A 15,273-nucleotide genomic window follows, 5' to 3' on the forward strand; every position below is an offset into this window, starting at 1 on the left:
GGTTTATTTAACGAGTATTAAAAACCAAGTCACAGCGGCATTGATGAGAGTAAAAAAGACAGCCGCACTTCCAATATCTTTAGCGCGCTTTGCAAGTTTATGACGCTTTATTGAAATACGATCAACCGTTGCCTCAATAGATGAATTAATAAGTTCGACAATAATAATGAGTAGGATGCTGCTAATCATCAGCCCTTGTTCGATAGCACTCTCACCAAAATAGATTGCAAGCGGAATAAGAATCAAACTTAAAATAACTTCTTGCCTAAATGCGTCCTCATGCTTAAATGCTGCTAATGTTCCAGAAATTGAATAGCCAAAAGCGTTAATGAGCCTTCGAAGACCAGTCTTACCTTTGTATGGATTTTTCATAATGTAAATTATTTAATTCGAGAGTAGTTGTTTCGCCATTCTTCAAGCGCTGCAATTGAATCTTTATAATAGCCCAGAGCCATATCATCATATTTAATTGACCAAGGCATCTCGATCTCATCAGGTGACCATGTAAAGTATTGATGAACATCATCCATTTTTTTTAGCTGAATATAATAGTTAGGCATTTTAAATTTCCTCTTTAAATGGAATGATCAATATACTCTGATAATTATATTTGTTGAAAAATTAAAAATAAAGAATTAAGGTTTCTGTAACAAAAATGTCATAATTTTTATAAAGCTTTGTGCAATTAAAATTCTTATCGCTGCAGATTCGTTTTGTCAGGTGAATGCTGTCCGACCTATAGGACTATTTTTAAAATTTCACCTCTAAAAACTATGGAAATGATTTAGAGTTTAATATCAGAGAGTCTTTAATGCTTCACCGGAAAAATAAGCGTATTCCTCAAGCGTCGATGATCGAGGAAAACATGCACAAACAAAGATGAATTTTACACCAGGAAATGTTTAGCGTAACGCGGAGGGATATCTTTTAAGAAGAACATGGTTAAAAAGTCTGCAGTATTAAAGTCTGGATCCCATGCAGGATCACCACATACTTTTGCACCCAACCGCAAATAACCTTTTAGGAGTGCTGGAGGTTCAACGTTAAGATCCTGATCTAATTCATGAATAGGCAAGGGTAGTTTTGGTGTGACACGATACTCTAAGGGTGATAAGTGTAAAGCATTAATTTTTTTAGCGAGACTTGCTGCATAATGTCCTCCATCTCCCATCGGCACACTGGCACAGCCAATCATCACTTCGTAATTATTTTTTTTCATGTAGTCTGCAAGACCGCTCCATAGGGCCATGATGACTCCGCCTGTTCTAAAATCTTTATGCACACAAGAGCGACCCACTTCCACCATCTTATCCGATAAATGCATGAGTCGATCAAGATGAAACTCAAGGTCTGAATAATAAAACCCAGCCTCTTTAGCCTTCTGCGGGGGAAGGACTCGATAGGTGCCGATGACTTTAAGTGTTTCGGTATCTCGGATTAAAAGATGGTCACAGTATTGATCAAGAATATCTTTATCTATTTTTTCGTAATTAGATATTAAGTGGGCGCCCATCTCTTCAGCAAAAACTTTATATCTTAATTGCTGGGCCTCTCTTATCTCATTTTCATCCTGTGCCCATGAAATTTGGATAGTATTTTTTTGATTTGTGCGTAAAAATTTTTGATCTTGCGTGTCTAGCTCGCACATTAAGGATGGGTCTAATATTAATTCACTCATAAAAATTCCTTAGATAAATTTTAATAACACTCTAAAAGTGAAATATTTCATTTGTGTGAAGATAGCTTTAATCTTTTATGACAATGAGTGCTGATGCCAGTCGACAAGTTTTAACTTTCCTTTCTTAGTTTCTACAAGCGCTGTCAGACTCTCTACCCAATCGCCATCGTTGTAATAATCAATACCTTTAATTTTTTTAATGGCTGCTTTATGGATATGTCCGCATATCACGCCATCGCATTTTTTTCTTTTGGCTTCAGCTGCCATGAGTTTTTCAAAATTCTCAACATACTTCACGACATTCTTAATTGAGTTCTTGATGGATAAAGAGAGCGACCAGTAATGAAATCCGTATTTGTGTCTCAAGGTATTAGAGAAATTATTAATTCTCAAGATGATGTAATAGAGGGTATCGCCCACAAATGAAAGCCATTTAGCGCATGAGATGATGTTGTCAAAAAGATCGCCATGGGTCACCCACAATCTTTTACCATGCAATGTTGTATGGATAAGGTCATTTTTGATTTCAATATCACCGAAAGTCATATTAATAAATTGGCGACCCAACTCATCATGATTGCCTGGTATATAGATGACCTTAGAACCGTTTCTTGCTTTACGTAATAGCTTTTGAATCACGTCATTATGTTTTTGTGGCCAGTACCAGCGTTTTTTGAGCGCCCATCCATCAATGATATCGCCCACCAAGTAAATCGTTTCAGCAGTATTATTTTTAAGAAAGTCGAGAAGGTATTCGGCCTTACATTCGGCAGTACCTAGGTGAACATCAGAAATCCAAATTGCCCGATATCTTTTCATATGTGACCATTAAATATGACAAGTATGAAAGTTTCGTGACAAAACAGTGTCACAAATATGACACAGAAGATCATTAACATGTGTGACATGAAAACCTTAAAGGTACTTTTACACATATTATTGGTCATACCTCTATGTCTATTAATCCTTATCTCACCAAAGTCGCAACAAGAGAAAATTATTCAATTTTGGTGTAAAAAACTTTTGTCTATTTTTGAGATTAAGGTTGTTCTAAAAGGTGAAGAAGTATTTCTCTTTAATCAAAAAAAATATCTACTCGTGTCTAACCATATTTCATGGCTTGATATCATCGTCATTCAATCCATTAAGCCATCTATTTTTGTAGCGAAGTCCGATGTAGCTTCGTGGCCTCTTTTTGGCTGGGTAGCTCATATGACAGGGACAATATTTATTAAGCGCGATAAGGTGTCGGATATAAAAAAAGCTTTAAAGAAGATAAAGCGACGTTTAATCAAACGATCTGTGTGTATATTTCCAGAAGGTACTTCTACCAATGGTCGATATGTCTTACCCTTTAAGAGTAATTTATTTCAATCTTCGATTGATTCTAATAGAGCGATTCTCCCTATATGCTTGCTGTATAAAGATGACAGCGCTTACACAGACAAGGTTGCATTTGTGGGTGATATGTCGCTTGTCGATTCAATCATGAAGATTAAAAAAGAGAAACGTATTAAAGCTGTCGTCGATGTCTTGCAGCCTATCAAACCTCGAGGCAATAGAAAGGAACTTGCAAGCTATACCTATGAAATGATTCAAAAAAACTTATCTCAAAATTTGTCATAAAACTTTCACAATTTGATATTAACCTTACCGCAATATCTATTATGGATAAATGCTATGCCAAATAAACTCAAGTTGTACATGAACCAGCTTCATCATGTCGATAGTCATTTATGCATTACATTTAATAAAACCAGCCATAACATTCTCATCCGAAATTTCTTTAAGGGCATTAGTCGTCTAGGTGATGGTGTATTTTGGTATAGCTTCATGGCACTTATGTTATGTTTAGATCAGGCTCGCGCATTATTGCCTGTATGTCATATGGTAGCTGCTGGATTGATTGGCACATTAATTTATAAGTGGCTCAAGGTCAGAACACTTCGTCCACGCCCATTCAATGTATACCAGCAAATTTCATTAAGAAGCATACCCCTAGATCAATTTAGCTTTCCATCCGGACACACATTACATGCGGTCATATTCTCAATGGTAGCTATCCATTATTATCCTATGTTAGCGACTGCATTAATCCCATTCACGATTTTAATTGGATTATCTAGACCTATTTTAGGACTTCATTATCCAAGTGATGTTTTAGTGGGTGGTTTAATAGGCATGCTTATTTCAATCATTTCTTTTTATATTATCTAAATGAATATACTTTTTATATCTGATGTTTTTTTTCCTCGTGTGAACGGGGTCTCTACATCCATTAATACTTTTGCAAATGAGCTTAAAGCACTTGGCCACCAAGTAACTTTAATCGCACCTTCTTATGGAGATGACGATAAACATGCAGACTGGATTATAAGAGTGCCTTCTCATAAGATTTATTTCGATCCTGAAGATCGCTTAATGAATTTTGGTAAATTGAAAGCATTATTACCATGGGTTGAAGAAGGACATTTTGATGTAATACATATTCATACACCATTTACAGCTCATTACGTGGGTATTGATTTTGGAAAAAAATTAGATATCCCAGTGGTTGAAACTTACCACACATTCTTTGAGGATTATTTACATCATTATTTACCCTTTATCCCACAATTTATTTCTAGAAAGCTTGCAAGAACAATATCGAGAAGACAATGTAATGCAGTTGATGGCATTATTTCGCCATCAAAACCCATGTTGGATGTATTAAAAGCATATGGTATTAAGACATCTGCAGAAGTGGTGGCTACAGGTTTAGATGAGTCAAGTTTTGCTAAGGTCGATGGAGAGTCTTTCCGGATCAGTCATGACATTCCATTAGCACAACCGATGCTTTTATTTGTAGGTCGCGTAGCCCATGAAAAAAATATTGAGTTCTTACTTGAAATGCATGGGGAATTAATTCAAAAGTATCCTGATGCATTATTGGTGATTACAGGTGAGGGTCCAGCAGAAGAATCTATTAAGGCATCTATCGCGAGATTAGGTCTCGTGAATAAAGTAAAGATGATTGGATATTTAGACCGCAGCCATGAGCTTATTGCCTGTTACAAGGCGGCTGATGTATTTGTCTTTGCATCTAAGAGTGAGACTCAAGGTTTGGTGCTTTTAGAGGCTATGGCTCAAGGAACACCTGTCGTTGCATTAGCAGAGCTTGGAACTAAATCAATACTTATCGAAGGCGAGGGAACGTTAATCGCAAAAGACGATATCTATGATTTTGCAGATAAAGTGAGCATGCTTTTATCTGACCCCTCAAAACGTAGAAGTATTGGAAAAAAGGGTAGGCAATACGCAGGAGAAAAATGGGGCGCTAATGTCTTAGCTAAAAAAGTGGCTAAATTCTATAAGAGTGTCATCGCACAAAAAATATCACTCACAAGATATACCAATACTAGAATTGGCAATGCAAAAGGTACAGCCTAGAAGAGCTCTATCTCATACTTCCATTCAATTTTTTTCCAGTCGGATGCTTCCTTGTTGAGTCCGAATTGAATGAATGGATTTTTTTCTAACCAAGCCTTAGAAATCTTTAATTTAAATCCTTTAGGGTTTTGTTCGACTTTGATAAGAGGCAGCGCTGAATTTTCTCTTTTTCTAGAGACGACATGTGCGAGCCTTAAGCAGAATAACAAGTGCCAATCAATATACCCAGGGCTGATAGGAAGTTTATTGAGTTTACCGTTATGCCCTAATACAAGCCCTGCAAGTCTTGCCTGATCAAGTCTTGAAAATCCTGGCAAATCAGCATTAGAAATAATGTAAGCAGAATGTTTTTGGTAATCAGCGCGTGATACAGCTAAACCAATTTCATTTAGGAATGATGCCCAAGTTAGAAGCTTGCGATTATTTTTTCTATCTTCTTTTTTAAAGGTAGGTAATTGATCTAGAAAAAAATCAGCCATTTGACTCACCCGTTTAAATTGTGCTTCGTCTACATTAAAACGTTTGCCTAATTGCTCGATAAGATCATATCTCGTATCGATATTTTCTTGCTTACCAATCGCATTAAAGAGTGTTTTAAGAATACCCTTTTTCTTCGTATTGGCACCATGCTTGGATTGATTATGGAGATGATGGAGAGAGCCAAAAAGAAGGGCAGCTTCCGTAATTTCCATATGCTCAATGCCTAACTCTTCAAAGGCTGCGATCATGATAGCAAGGCCTCCGGGTAATACAGGCTTTCGATCCGCTTTTAAACCTAATAAGCTTAATCGTTCGATATGTTTTGTTTCAAGTAAGTTTTTTTTAAGTAACTCTAAGCCATGACGTGTGATAATCCCGCCTGTTTCTTCAACAGGAAGATTGTGCGGTTCACCACTTAATCCATTGAGTGCAATAAGTTCTGCAATAGCTCTGGCTGTTCCCGAGGAGCCTATCGCTTGTTCCCAACCCATTTTCCGATAGAAAGGTGCGATCGCTTTAATTTCTTTTAAAGCAGCATTCTGAGCAGCTTTGAAATTCTCTTCATCGATGATACCTTCAGAAAAAAATCTTTGGCTAAAAGAAACGCACCCTATAGGAAGGGACTCCAAAAGCTTCGGCTCATGGCCATCACCGATTATGATTTCAGTTGAGCCGCCGCCAATATCAAATACAAGCCTTTTGCCGACACACATGGGCGCGATATATGAGGCTCCAATGTAGATAAGCCTAGCTTCTTCATTGCCTGAGATGACATCAATCGGAAAGCCTAAAAGCTTTTCTGCTTCATCAATAAATTTTTTAGCATTTCGAGCGACACGAAAGGTATTCGTAGCCACGGCAACGACTTGATTTGGGCTAAAGCTTCTTAATCGGTCGCCAAATCTTAAAATAGCTGCAAGCGCTTTCGTTGTTGACTCTTCACTTAATTCATTATCTTGATTAAGTCCTCCAGCAAGTCTGACGGTATCCCTTAAGGTGTCGATGGTTTGAAATTGAATACCGGTAGCTAGATAATTGACTTTTGCAATCATCATTCTAAAGCTGTTAGAGCCCAGGTCTATCGAGGCGTATAAACCATTGAGATTTTCGGGAGATTGGACTGTTTTGCGAGAGGGTATCATCATAAAGGACGCTAATTTAAATCAAATTTGTGACATATCTATGACATATCTTACAAATGTCATGTAAATGTCACATTCTGTAATCACAATGATAGTATGAATGTTGTGAAATCTAAACTTAATTTATTAAATCGTGAATTAGGCGCTCTCGAATTTAACCGACGTGTCCTTGCCTTAGCGCAAAATCTTAAAATACCTCTTTTAGAGCGCCTTAAGTACATCTGTATTGTTTCAAGTAATTTAGATGAATTTTTTGAAATTCGAATCGCAGTGCTTAAGGAGCAGCTAAGAAAAAATCCTAAAAGCAAGACCCAAGATGGGCTCATAGTAGGTGATGCGTATTTAAACATTGTGAAAGAGACACAAACGCTTGTTAGCCACAAATACAAAATATTTCAGAAAGATATTTTACCGAGACTTGAGAGAGAAGGAGTTCACCTTCATTTCGAGAGCGCATGGACGCCAAGTCAGCATCGTTGGGCAAAAACATATTTTGAAAAAGAACTCGTTCCACTCTTAACTCCGATTGTTTTAGATCCAGCCCACCCATTCCCTAAAGTCATCAATAAAAGTTTAAACTTTTTTGTAACATTAGAAGGCAAGGATGATTTTGGAAGGACGCCTAAGTTAGCTGTTGTTCAAGCACCTCGTTCTATACCCCGCGTCATTCAAATGCCGGCTCGTATTAGTCAAAAACCTTATGGCATCGCGATCTTATCGACCTTTATGCAATCTTTCGTGCACGAACTTTTTCCCGGTATGAAAATTACAGGATGCTACCAATTTAGAGTGACAAGAAATTCAGATTTATTTGTATCGGATGATGACATCTCTGACTTAAAAGAATCATTAAAAGGTGAGTTGTCTACAAGACATTTAGGTGATGCAGTAAGACTTGAAATCTCTTCTGATATTCCAGATCACCTTCTTAAGTATTTAAGAAAATCTTGCGATTTGAATCCTGAAGATTGTTATCGCGTAGATGGGCCAGTTAACTTAATGCGCTTAATGCAAGTAGCAGAGATTGTGAATAGACCCGACCTGAAATTTCCATCTCATATTCCTAAGTTACCTTTAATCAAGGGTTCTATCTTTGATGAACTTAAAACGCGCGATGTTTTACTTCATCATCCTTATGAAAGCTTTGAGCCTGTTTTGAATTTGCTCAGAACTGCTTCAAAAGATCCTGATGTATTAGCGATTAAACAAACGATATATAGAACCGGCAATGTATCGCCTGTGATGGACGCTTTAATTGAAGCTGCTAAGAATGGCAAAGAAGTAACTGTGATTGTGGAGCTCTTAGCGCGTTTTGATGAAGAAACAAATATTTCATGGGCAGCTAAATTAGAAGAGGTCGGTGCGCATGTTGTTTATGGTGTGGTGAAACATAAATGTCATGCCAAGATGATCATGATTGTAAGAAAAGAGTTATTGCCAGTAAAAGGCAAAAGAAAACCAGAGCACACTTTAAAACGTTATGTGCACTTAGGGACAGGAAACTATCATCCTAGAACAGCGAAGCTATATACCGATTTCGGGTTGATGACTTCAAACCCATCAATTTGTGACGATGTTCATAAGATTTTTATGCAGCTCACAGGAACAAGTCGTTTAATCAAGCTGAAATCATTATGGCACTCGCCCTTTACTATGTTTGATCAAATTGTGAAGCATATTCAAGCTGAAGCCAAGGCAGCAAAGTTAGGTAAGCCTGCAAGAATTGTGGTGAAAGTGAATGCACTCCTAGAGCCTGCTGTGATTAATGAGCTCTACAAAGCCTCGCAAGCAGGTGTCAAAATTGATTTAATTGTAAGAGGGGTGTGCGCACTTAAGCCTAAAGTTAAAGGCCTCTCCGAAAACATTCGAGTAAGATCTATTGTTGGACAATTTCTAGAGCACCATCGTATTTTTTATTTTTATGCAAACGGTAAAGAAAATGTTTATTTATCCTCTGCAGACTGGATGGATAGAAACTTATTTAGAAGAATTGAAGTGGCATTTCCTATTCTAGAGCCTGAATTAAAACAAAAAGTTATTAATGAAGGCTTAAATGAATTACTGAAAGACGTTTCTAGCTGGAATATGAATTCAGATGGTCTATATAAACAATCAGCATCTGCATCAAATAATAAATTATCGGGCCAACAGAATTTATTACTTAAATATAGTGTAGTTACAAAATCTTCAAAACGAAAACTTAAAGCTTAACCTTCTTTTGCCATATTAATAGTGTAACGAGGAATTTCAATGGTGAGATCATTCTGATCCACAATAGCTTGGCAAGATAATCTTGATTTAGGTTCCAATCCCCACGCCTTATCAAGAAGATCTTCCTCCAAATCATCAGCTTGATTTAATGTATCAAATCCTTCTCTCACAATCACATGACATGTAGTGCATGCACATACCTGATCGCAAGCGTGTTCTATCTCAATATGGTTTTGTAATAAATTCTCACAGATAGAAAGCCCCGGTTTAGCATCAATCACTTCACCATGAGGGCAGATTTCAACATGTGGCAAGATAATAATTTTTGGCATATTAGAAGTTTACCTTATCTATCGATTTGCCTCTAAGTGCATGACTCACAGACTCATCCATAAGTCTAGCTGCAAATGATTCTGTAAGTGTGTTTAAATCTTTTGTATGCTCTGTAATTAAATCGGAATTATCAGAGCTTAGAGCAGATAAAAGTCTTTGTATGGCAGATTGAATGGCTGTAATTTCTTCCTGCGTTAGTAGTTTATTGCCGTTTTTATCTAAGGCATTTCGCACGGCTATGATAATTTGCTCACCTTCAATTTTAGCCTCGCTCAATGCGCGTATCTTTTTATCTTCATCGGCTTTCTCAAAAGATTGTTTAAGCATATTTGAAATTTGATCTTCAGATAAGCCATAAGAAGGTTTAACGGTAATGCTTGTTTCTTTATTAGTAGATAATTCTTTTGCTGCTACTGAAAGTAATCCATCAGCATCAATCTGGAAGGTCACACGAATTTTGGCGGCCCCTGCGACCATTGGAGGAATGTCAGTTAAGGTAAAGTTTGCAAGCGATCTGCAATCTGATACACGTTCACGTTCACCTTGCAATACATGAATCGACATTGCAGTCTGCCCATCTTTATAGGTTGTAAATTCTTGTGCTTTTGCGATCGGAATCGTGGAGTTTCTATGAATAATTTTTTCTACTAAACCACCCATCGTTTCAACCCCAAGAGATAAGGGTGTTACATCAAGAAGAAGTAGGTCTTGATCTGATTTATTTCCGGCAAGTGTATGTGCCTGTCTTGCAGCACCAAGTGCAACAACCTCATCTGGATTAAGATCATTAAGCAAATCTTTCTTAAAGAAATTTTTAATTTCTGATTGAATATGCATCATGCGTGTCGCGCCACCCACCATCACAATACCGTCAATAGAATCGATGGATAATTGAGCATCATTTAATGCACGCCTTATAGGCTGAATTGTTTTTTGCACAAGATCATGCGTTAATTTAAAAAATGTATCTCTATCCAATGAAAAACTAATCTCTTGCCCACCTGCGAGTTTGATCACCGTTTTTGCAGACGCATCATTCGTAAGTTTTTCTTTTAAGCATTTAGCGTGCGTAATGAGTGCGCGTTTATCCTCATGACTAAGATGAGCGATTTGGTTATCATGTTTGATAAGTTCTACTATAGCCTGATCAAAATCATCACCGCCCAGACGCGGATGACCATTCGTGGCTAAGACCTCAAATATACCTTTATGAAGCTTTAAGATTGAAACATCAAAAGTACCGCCACCTAAATCATATATGACGAAGGTACCTTCTTTCTTTTGATCGAGACCATAGGCAACAGCAGCGGCTGTCGGTTCATTGATGAGTCTTAAGACATTTAAACCGGCTAATTTGGCAGCATCTTTTGTGGCTTGACGTTGTGCATCATCGAAATAAGCAGGAACCGTAATTACCGCACCTGTAATCTCACCACATAAAGAAACTTCAGCAAGATCTTTTAATTTTTTTAAGATATCGGATGAAATTTCAATCGGATGTTTTAAGCCTTGCTCGGTTTTAATTTGTATGTCATCGCTATGATCATCAAAAGCGTAGGGCAGTGATTCTCGATATTGAATATCAGATTTAGTATGACCCATAAAGCGTTTCACTGACACAATGGTGTTCTTTGCATCAGTTGATAAATAGGACAATGCATCATGACCGACTTTAATATTATTTTGTCCGTAATAGACGATCGATGGTATGAGGGACTTTCCATTGGCATCTTTTATGATGGTAGGTAATCCACTTTGAACAGTAGCTACCAGAGAGTTTGTTGTACCTAAATCAATACCTACCGCAGTTTTGTGTTCATGAGGAAGGGTGCTTTGACCAGGCTCTGCGATTTGAAGTAGCGCCATAATTTAAACAATCTCGATTAATGCATCATGAATATGCTGTTCAATTTTTTCAATGAAATTAAGTTCACGCGTGATTTTAATGGCATCGTTAAGATGATTTTTTTGATCAAAGAAGGCTGGAAGTTGATTCATCATGTCATTTTTATTTTTTTGAATCTCAGTAGCTAATTTTTCAAGGGCTAATTTATTTTGCTTGTGTGTTTCGAGTTCTTCACGCCATTCCATTTGCTGCATTAAAAAATCTTGAGGCACAGCCGTATATTTTTCATCATGGATATTCACACCATGAAGTTGAAGCATGTATTCTGCGCGTCGAATAGGCGACTTTAAAGTTTGATAAGCGTCATTCACTTGAGCTGTTTTTTTGATGGATTCTAATTTAGTTTCATCATCAAATGATGCGAAGCGATCTGGATGAATTTCTTTTTGAATGTCTTGGTAGTTCTGATCAAGTCTTTCTAAATCGATAACAAATGCTTCTGGAAGTTTGAGGAGTGTAAAAAAATTTTGACTCACACTGTAAAGCTTTCACCGCAGCCACATTCTGCCTTGACGTTAGGATTATTAAATTTAAAACCTTCATTTAAACCTTCTTTAGCAAAATCGAGTTCGGTTCCGTTTATATAAACAAGACTTTTTGGATCCACCATGATTTTGATGCCATGACTTTCAAATACTTGATCTTCAGGTAGGGTGTCATCCACAAACTCTAATGTGTAAGCCATGCCGGAGCAGCCCGTTGTTTTAACGCCTAGTCGAAGTCCCACGCCCTTACCTCGATTTTTGAGATATTTTTCGACGCGCTCCGCAGCCTTAGGTGTTAAAGAAATGGTCATGTTAAGTTTATTTACCTTGTTTACTCTTTAGATCCGCAATGGCTGATTTAATTGCGTCTTCCGCTAAGACTGAGCAGTGTATTTTAACAGGGGGTAATGCTAACTCTTCTGCAATAGCTGAGTTTTTAATTTCAGATGCTTGGTCTAATGTTTTACCTTTTAACCATTCGGTCACGAGTGAGCTCGAAGCAATCGCAGAACCACAGCCGTAGGTTTTAAACTTTGCATCTTCAATCACACCATCATCAGTCACTTTAATTTGTAATTTCATTACGTCACCACATGCTGGCGCACCGACCATGCCGGTACCGACGTGTGGATCATTCTTATCGAGGGATCCCACATTTCTTGGGTTTTCATAGTGATCTAAAACTTTATCGCTGTATGCCATATATGTCCTTAAAAAAACTAGTGGGCAGCCCACTCAACTTTACTAATATCAATGCCATCTTTAAACATTTCCCACAATGGTGAGAGCTCTCTTAATTTTTGAATCTTGTCTTTTAGTAATTGAATCGTAAAATCTACATCAGCTTCTGTGGTAAAGCGTCCAATCGAAAAACGAATAGAGCTATGAGCTAATTCATCTGAGCGACCTAGTGCACGCAATACATAGCTTGGTTCCAAACTAGCTGACGTACATGCAGAACCGCTTGAGACCGCAATATCTTTCACTGCCATGATGAGTGATTCACCTTCAACATAGTTAAAGCTGATATTAAGATTATGTGGGATGCGATGTTTTAAGTCGCCATTCACATAAACCTCTTCAATGCTTTGTAAGCCTTGAAGTAATTTATCCCGTAATTTTATGATGCGTTCATTCTCTGATTTCATTTCTAAGCGAGCGATTCTGAATGCTTCACCCATGCCTACAATTTGGTGTGTGGCTAGCGTACCTGAACGCATGCCGCGCTCATGACCACCGCCATGCATTTGCGCCTCAATACGAATACGTGGTTTACGTCTTACATAAAGCGCACCAATACCCTTAGGTCCGTATGTTTTGTGTGCAGAAAAACTCATTAAATCTACAGGTAATTTTTCAAGGTCGATATCAACCTTACCAGTCGCTTGCGCAGCATCTACATGAAAGATAACTTTTTCATTTCGGCAGATATTACCTAGGGCTTCTATGTCTTGAATCACACCAATTTCATTATTGACAATCATGACAGAGGCTAAAACCGTATCTGGGCGAATGGCTTTTTTAAATTTTTCTAAATCGACTAAGCCATTAGGCTCAGGCTCTAAATAAGTCGCCGTGAAACCCTCGCGTTCAAGTTCACGCACCGCATCGATGACTGCTTTATGTTCAGTCGCAATCGTTAAGACGTGCTTACCTTTGGTGCTATAAAAATGACTCGCACCTTTGATCGCTAAGTTATTAGATTCAGTAGCGCCTGACGTCCAAACAATTTCCCTAGGGTCAGCATTGACGAGTTTAGCGACTTCTTCACGCGCCTCTTCCACTGCTTTTTCTGCAGTCCAACCAAAGCTATGGCTTCTTGATGCAGGATTGCCAAAATGTTCTGTGATATACGGAATCATTTTTTCGGCGACACGGGGATCAATCGGTGTCGTTGCTGAGTAATCTAAATAAATTGGTTTACGTTCCATATGTTCGGTCATCTCTTATGCCGCGATTGCGGTCAGTTGTTTTAATGTTTGTAATTCTTTTTTTAATGTTTCAATAAATGATGTGACATCATTTATTGTGTTTTGGTTTCCAAAACTAATACGCAATGCACCACGCGCTAAATCTTCATCGATACCCATAGCAAGTAATACATGACTTGGTTCTTTATTGACGCTTGAGCATGCAGAACCGCTCGCAATCGCAAAACCTTTTTTATCTAATGCAGTGAGTAGCGTTGAACCCTCGATATCTTTAAATGCAAAGAAAGTGGTGTTGCTTAGTCTTTTTACTTTTTCAGAAAAAATTTCAGCACCCAATGTTTTTAAATGAAATTCGAGTGTTGTTTGAAGTTCACGTGAACGCATGGATGATTCTTTTAATGATTCTGAAATCAATTCGCACGCTTTACCAAAACCTACAATCGCAGCAATATTTTCAGTGCCACTCCTTAAATTCTTCTCTTGTCCGCCACCATAAATAAGGGGCTCAATATCAGAGCGCTTATTTAAGATTAAAGCACCTACACCTTGAGGGCCATAAATTTTATGGCTAGAAAGTGTCATTGCATCAATCTCAAGCTCATCAAAGCGCACCTCCATTTTTCCAAAGGCTTGCACAGCATCTGTATGCGAGATTGCTTTTTTTCCTTTTGCAAAATCAGATAGGCGAGAGACCTCTTGAATCACACCTGTCTCATTATTCGCTAACATCACAGAGACAAGGCTAATATTATCTGCAGTGATACTTTTATAAGCTTCATCCGGTATCACGCCATCATGATTTACTTTGAGTAAGTCTTGATGCCAGCCCTGATGCGTGAGGGCTTCCATGGGGCGTGCGACACAAGGGTGTTCAATATTGCTTCGTACCAAAGTGCTTTGAGGATTTTTAATCGCCGCACCATGCACGATCATGTTATTGGCTTCAGTGCCACCTGAAGTAAAGATAACTTCAGAAGGGTGAGCGTGAATGGCTAATGCCACTTGTTCACGCGCTTCTTCAATCGCTGTTCTCGCATGCCGACCGAAACTATGTTGGCTTGTCGGATTACCTTGCTGTGTTTCAAGGTAAGGCATCATGACGCTCAAGACTTTTTTGTCTATGGCCGTTGTCGCGTTATGATCAAAATAAACTTTTTGCATATTGGGTTAACTAGCTTTAGCTAAATTGTCTTGATTAAGTTTATCGTTCAAGAAAAAAATTGCACGCTCATGATTCTTAACGTCTTTAGATTGAGCTTCGACAAGGTGCGCTAAAGTTAAACTTTCAAGGTAATCTAAAATTTTGGTATTAATGGATGCCCAAAGATCATGGGTAATACAGCGTCCGCCTTCATGGCAATTTTCTTTGCCAGCGCATTGTGTGGCATCAATCTCTTCGTCGACAGCACTGATAATAGACTTCACTGTAATGTCTTGATGTTTTTTAGCTAGGTGATAACCGCCACCAGGACCGCGAACACTTTTTACAATGCCTTCACGTCGCATGCGACTAAAAAGTTGCTCAAGATAAGATAAAGAAATGGATTGTCGCTCACTGATGTCAGCTAAAGTGACAGGCTTTTCTGACTCGTTGAGCGCGAGATCAAGAATGGCAGTGACTGCAAAACGACCCTTGGTAGTCAGACGCATAAGAAAATCCTTTTATCTTTAAACTTAT

17 protein-coding genes are annotated in these 15,273 nt (G+C 38.1%); 4 read left to right on the forward strand and 13 right to left on the reverse strand.

Annotation, left to right across the window (positions count from 1 at the left end; genetic code table 11):
- Window positions 1-3: 3 nt before the first annotated feature.
- From FIT61_RS02170 to FIT61_RS02185, 4 genes are all read right to left on the reverse strand, one after another.
- Window positions 4-372: a diacylglycerol kinase gene (locus FIT61_RS02170; RefSeq protein ID WP_139882945.1), complete on the reverse strand. Its 369-nt coding sequence runs from the start codon at window positions 370-372 to the stop codon at window positions 4-6.
- An 8-nt stretch (window positions 373-380) separates the two neighbouring features.
- The gene (locus tag FIT61_RS02175) at window positions 381-560 is read right to left on the reverse strand and encodes a hypothetical protein (protein WP_139873210.1); all 180 of its coding nucleotides are present in this window, start codon (window positions 558-560) and stop codon (window positions 381-383) included.
- 326 nt (window positions 561-886) lie between these two features.
- Window positions 887-1,678, reverse strand: coding sequence for a GNAT family N-acetyltransferase (locus tag FIT61_RS02180; RefSeq protein ID WP_187351820.1), 792 nt, complete (start codon window positions 1,676-1,678; stop codon window positions 887-889).
- Window positions 1,679-1,753: 75 nt separating this feature from the next.
- Complete coding sequence (locus tag FIT61_RS02185; protein WP_139882947.1) at window positions 1,754-2,497, reverse strand: UDP-2,3-diacylglucosamine diphosphatase; 744 nt, start codon at window positions 2,495-2,497, stop codon at window positions 1,754-1,756.
- 87 nt (window positions 2,498-2,584) lie between these two features.
- On the opposite strand from FIT61_RS02185, the gene FIT61_RS02190 reads away from it, so the two are divergent.
- The 3 genes from FIT61_RS02190 (at window position 2,585) to FIT61_RS02200 (ending at window position 5,107) form a co-directional block, all read left to right on the forward strand.
- Window positions 2,585-3,304, forward strand: coding sequence for a lysophospholipid acyltransferase family protein (locus FIT61_RS02190; RefSeq protein WP_222845044.1), 720 nt, complete (start codon window positions 2,585-2,587; stop codon window positions 3,302-3,304).
- Window positions 3,305-3,382: 78 nt separating this feature from the next.
- Window positions 3,383-3,895: a phosphatase PAP2 family protein gene (locus FIT61_RS02195; protein WP_244925210.1), complete on the forward strand. Its 513-nt coding sequence runs from the start codon at window positions 3,383-3,385 to the stop codon at window positions 3,893-3,895.
- Window positions 3,896-5,107 (forward strand): glycosyltransferase, encoded by a 1,212-nt coding sequence (locus tag FIT61_RS02200; RefSeq protein WP_139882952.1) that lies wholly within the window; start codon window positions 3,896-3,898, stop codon window positions 5,105-5,107. It abuts the gene before it with no gap.
- Here FIT61_RS02200 and FIT61_RS02205 read toward each other — a convergent pair.
- Window positions 5,104-6,732: a Ppx/GppA phosphatase family protein gene (locus FIT61_RS02205; RefSeq protein WP_222845045.1), complete on the reverse strand. Its 1,629-nt coding sequence runs from the start codon at window positions 6,730-6,732 to the stop codon at window positions 5,104-5,106. The two genes, FIT61_RS02200 and FIT61_RS02205, sit on opposite strands and share 4 nt — an antisense overlap.
- 93 nt (window positions 6,733-6,825) lie before the next feature.
- Between FIT61_RS02205 and ppk1 the strand changes: the two genes are divergently transcribed.
- On the forward strand, window positions 6,826-8,940 hold the full coding sequence (ppk1, locus tag FIT61_RS02210; RefSeq protein ID WP_139882954.1) for a polyphosphate kinase 1: 2,115 nt from the start codon (window positions 6,826-6,828) through the stop codon (window positions 8,938-8,940).
- Here ppk1 and fdx read toward each other — a convergent pair.
- The 8 genes from fdx to iscR are packed head-to-tail and all read right to left on the reverse strand — an operon-like array spanning window position 8,937 to window position 15,245.
- A complete protein-coding gene (gene fdx, locus FIT61_RS02215; protein ID WP_139873216.1) occupies window positions 8,937-9,272 on the reverse strand; it encodes an ISC system 2Fe-2S type ferredoxin in 336 nt (111 codons plus the stop codon). The genes ppk1 and fdx overlap by 4 nt on opposite strands.
- 1 nt (window position 9,273) lies before the next feature.
- Complete coding sequence (gene hscA, locus FIT61_RS02220; RefSeq protein ID WP_139882955.1) at window positions 9,274-11,139, reverse strand: Fe-S protein assembly chaperone HscA; 1,866 nt, start codon at window positions 11,137-11,139, stop codon at window positions 9,274-9,276.
- 3 nt (window positions 11,140-11,142) lie between these two features.
- Window positions 11,143-11,655: a Fe-S protein assembly co-chaperone HscB gene (gene hscB / locus FIT61_RS02225; protein ID WP_139882957.1), complete on the reverse strand. Its 513-nt coding sequence runs from the start codon at window positions 11,653-11,655 to the stop codon at window positions 11,143-11,145.
- Window positions 11,652-11,975: an iron-sulfur cluster assembly protein IscA gene (gene iscA / locus FIT61_RS02230; RefSeq protein ID WP_139873219.1), complete on the reverse strand. Its 324-nt coding sequence runs from the start codon at window positions 11,973-11,975 to the stop codon at window positions 11,652-11,654. The genes hscB and iscA overlap by 4 nt, the downstream gene beginning before the upstream one ends.
- Before the next feature lie 7 nt (window positions 11,976-11,982).
- Window positions 11,983-12,366 (reverse strand): Fe-S cluster assembly scaffold IscU, encoded by a 384-nt coding sequence (gene iscU / locus FIT61_RS02235; protein WP_139873220.1) that lies wholly within the window; start codon window positions 12,364-12,366, stop codon window positions 11,983-11,985.
- Window positions 12,367-12,383: 17 nt separating this feature from the next.
- Entirely contained in the window at window positions 12,384-13,595 is a 1,212-nt protein-coding gene (locus FIT61_RS02240) for an IscS subfamily cysteine desulfurase (protein ID WP_223259485.1), read from the reverse strand.
- A gap of 15 nt (window positions 13,596-13,610) precedes the next feature.
- The gene (locus tag FIT61_RS02245) at window positions 13,611-14,756 is read right to left on the reverse strand and encodes a cysteine desulfurase family protein (RefSeq protein ID WP_139882958.1); all 1,146 of its coding nucleotides are present in this window, start codon (window positions 14,754-14,756) and stop codon (window positions 13,611-13,613) included.
- Window positions 14,757-14,762: 6 nt separating this feature from the next.
- Complete coding sequence (gene iscR / locus FIT61_RS02250; protein ID WP_139873223.1) at window positions 14,763-15,245, reverse strand: Fe-S cluster assembly transcriptional regulator IscR; 483 nt, start codon at window positions 15,243-15,245, stop codon at window positions 14,763-14,765.
- Window positions 15,246-15,273 lie beyond the last annotated feature (28 nt).

The organism is Candidatus Methylopumilus rimovensis, from assembly GCF_006364615.1.
Lineage (GTDB): Bacteria > Pseudomonadota > Gammaproteobacteria > Burkholderiales > Methylophilaceae > Methylopumilus > Methylopumilus rimovensis.

What these genes read in the sequence shown, in the direction of transcription:
- FIT61_RS02170 (WP_139882945.1), bottom strand. Translation starts at nt 372, where the DNA reads ATGAAAAATCCATACAAAGGTAAGACTGGTCTTCGAAGGCTCATTAAC.
- FIT61_RS02175 (WP_139873210.1), bottom strand. Translation starts at nt 560, where the DNA reads ATGCCTAACTATTATATTCAGCTAAAAAAAATGGATGATGTTCATCAA.
- FIT61_RS02180 (WP_187351820.1), bottom strand. Translation starts at nt 1,678, where the DNA reads ATGAGTGAATTAATATTAGACCCATCCTTAATGTGCGAGCTAGACACG.
- FIT61_RS02185 (WP_139882947.1), bottom strand. Translation starts at nt 2,497, where the DNA reads ATGAAAAGATATCGGGCAATTTGGATTTCTGATGTTCACCTAGGTACT.
- FIT61_RS02190 (WP_222845044.1), top strand. Translation starts at nt 2,585, where the DNA reads ATGAAAACCTTAAAGGTACTTTTACACATATTATTGGTCATACCTCTA.
- FIT61_RS02195 (WP_244925210.1), top strand. Translation starts at nt 3,383, where the DNA reads ATGAACCAGCTTCATCATGTCGATAGTCATTTATGCATTACATTTAAT.
- FIT61_RS02200 (WP_139882952.1), top strand. Translation starts at nt 3,896, where the DNA reads ATGAATATACTTTTTATATCTGATGTTTTTTTTCCTCGTGTGAACGGG.
- FIT61_RS02205 (WP_222845045.1), bottom strand. Translation starts at nt 6,732, where the DNA reads ATGATGATACCCTCTCGCAAAACAGTCCAATCTCCCGAAAATCTCAAT.
- ppk1 (WP_139882954.1), top strand. Translation starts at nt 6,826, where the DNA reads ATGAATGTTGTGAAATCTAAACTTAATTTATTAAATCGTGAATTAGGC.
- fdx (WP_139873216.1), bottom strand. Translation starts at nt 9,272, where the DNA reads ATGCCAAAAATTATTATCTTGCCACATGTTGAAATCTGCCCTCATGGT.
- hscA (WP_139882955.1), bottom strand. Translation starts at nt 11,139, where the DNA reads ATGGCGCTACTTCAAATCGCAGAGCCTGGTCAAAGCACCCTTCCTCAT.
- iscA (WP_139873219.1), bottom strand. Translation starts at nt 11,975, where the DNA reads ATGACCATTTCTTTAACACCTAAGGCTGCGGAGCGCGTCGAAAAATAT.
- iscU (WP_139873220.1), bottom strand. Translation starts at nt 12,366, where the DNA reads ATGGCATACAGCGATAAAGTTTTAGATCACTATGAAAACCCAAGAAAT.
- FIT61_RS02240 (WP_223259485.1), bottom strand. Translation starts at nt 13,595, where the DNA reads ATGGAACGTAAACCAATTTATTTAGATTACTCAGCAACGACACCGATT.
- FIT61_RS02245 (WP_139882958.1), bottom strand. Translation starts at nt 14,756, where the DNA reads ATGCAAAAAGTTTATTTTGATCATAACGCGACAACGGCCATAGACAAA.
- iscR (WP_139873223.1), bottom strand. Translation starts at nt 15,245, where the DNA reads ATGCGTCTGACTACCAAGGGTCGTTTTGCAGTCACTGCCATTCTTGAT.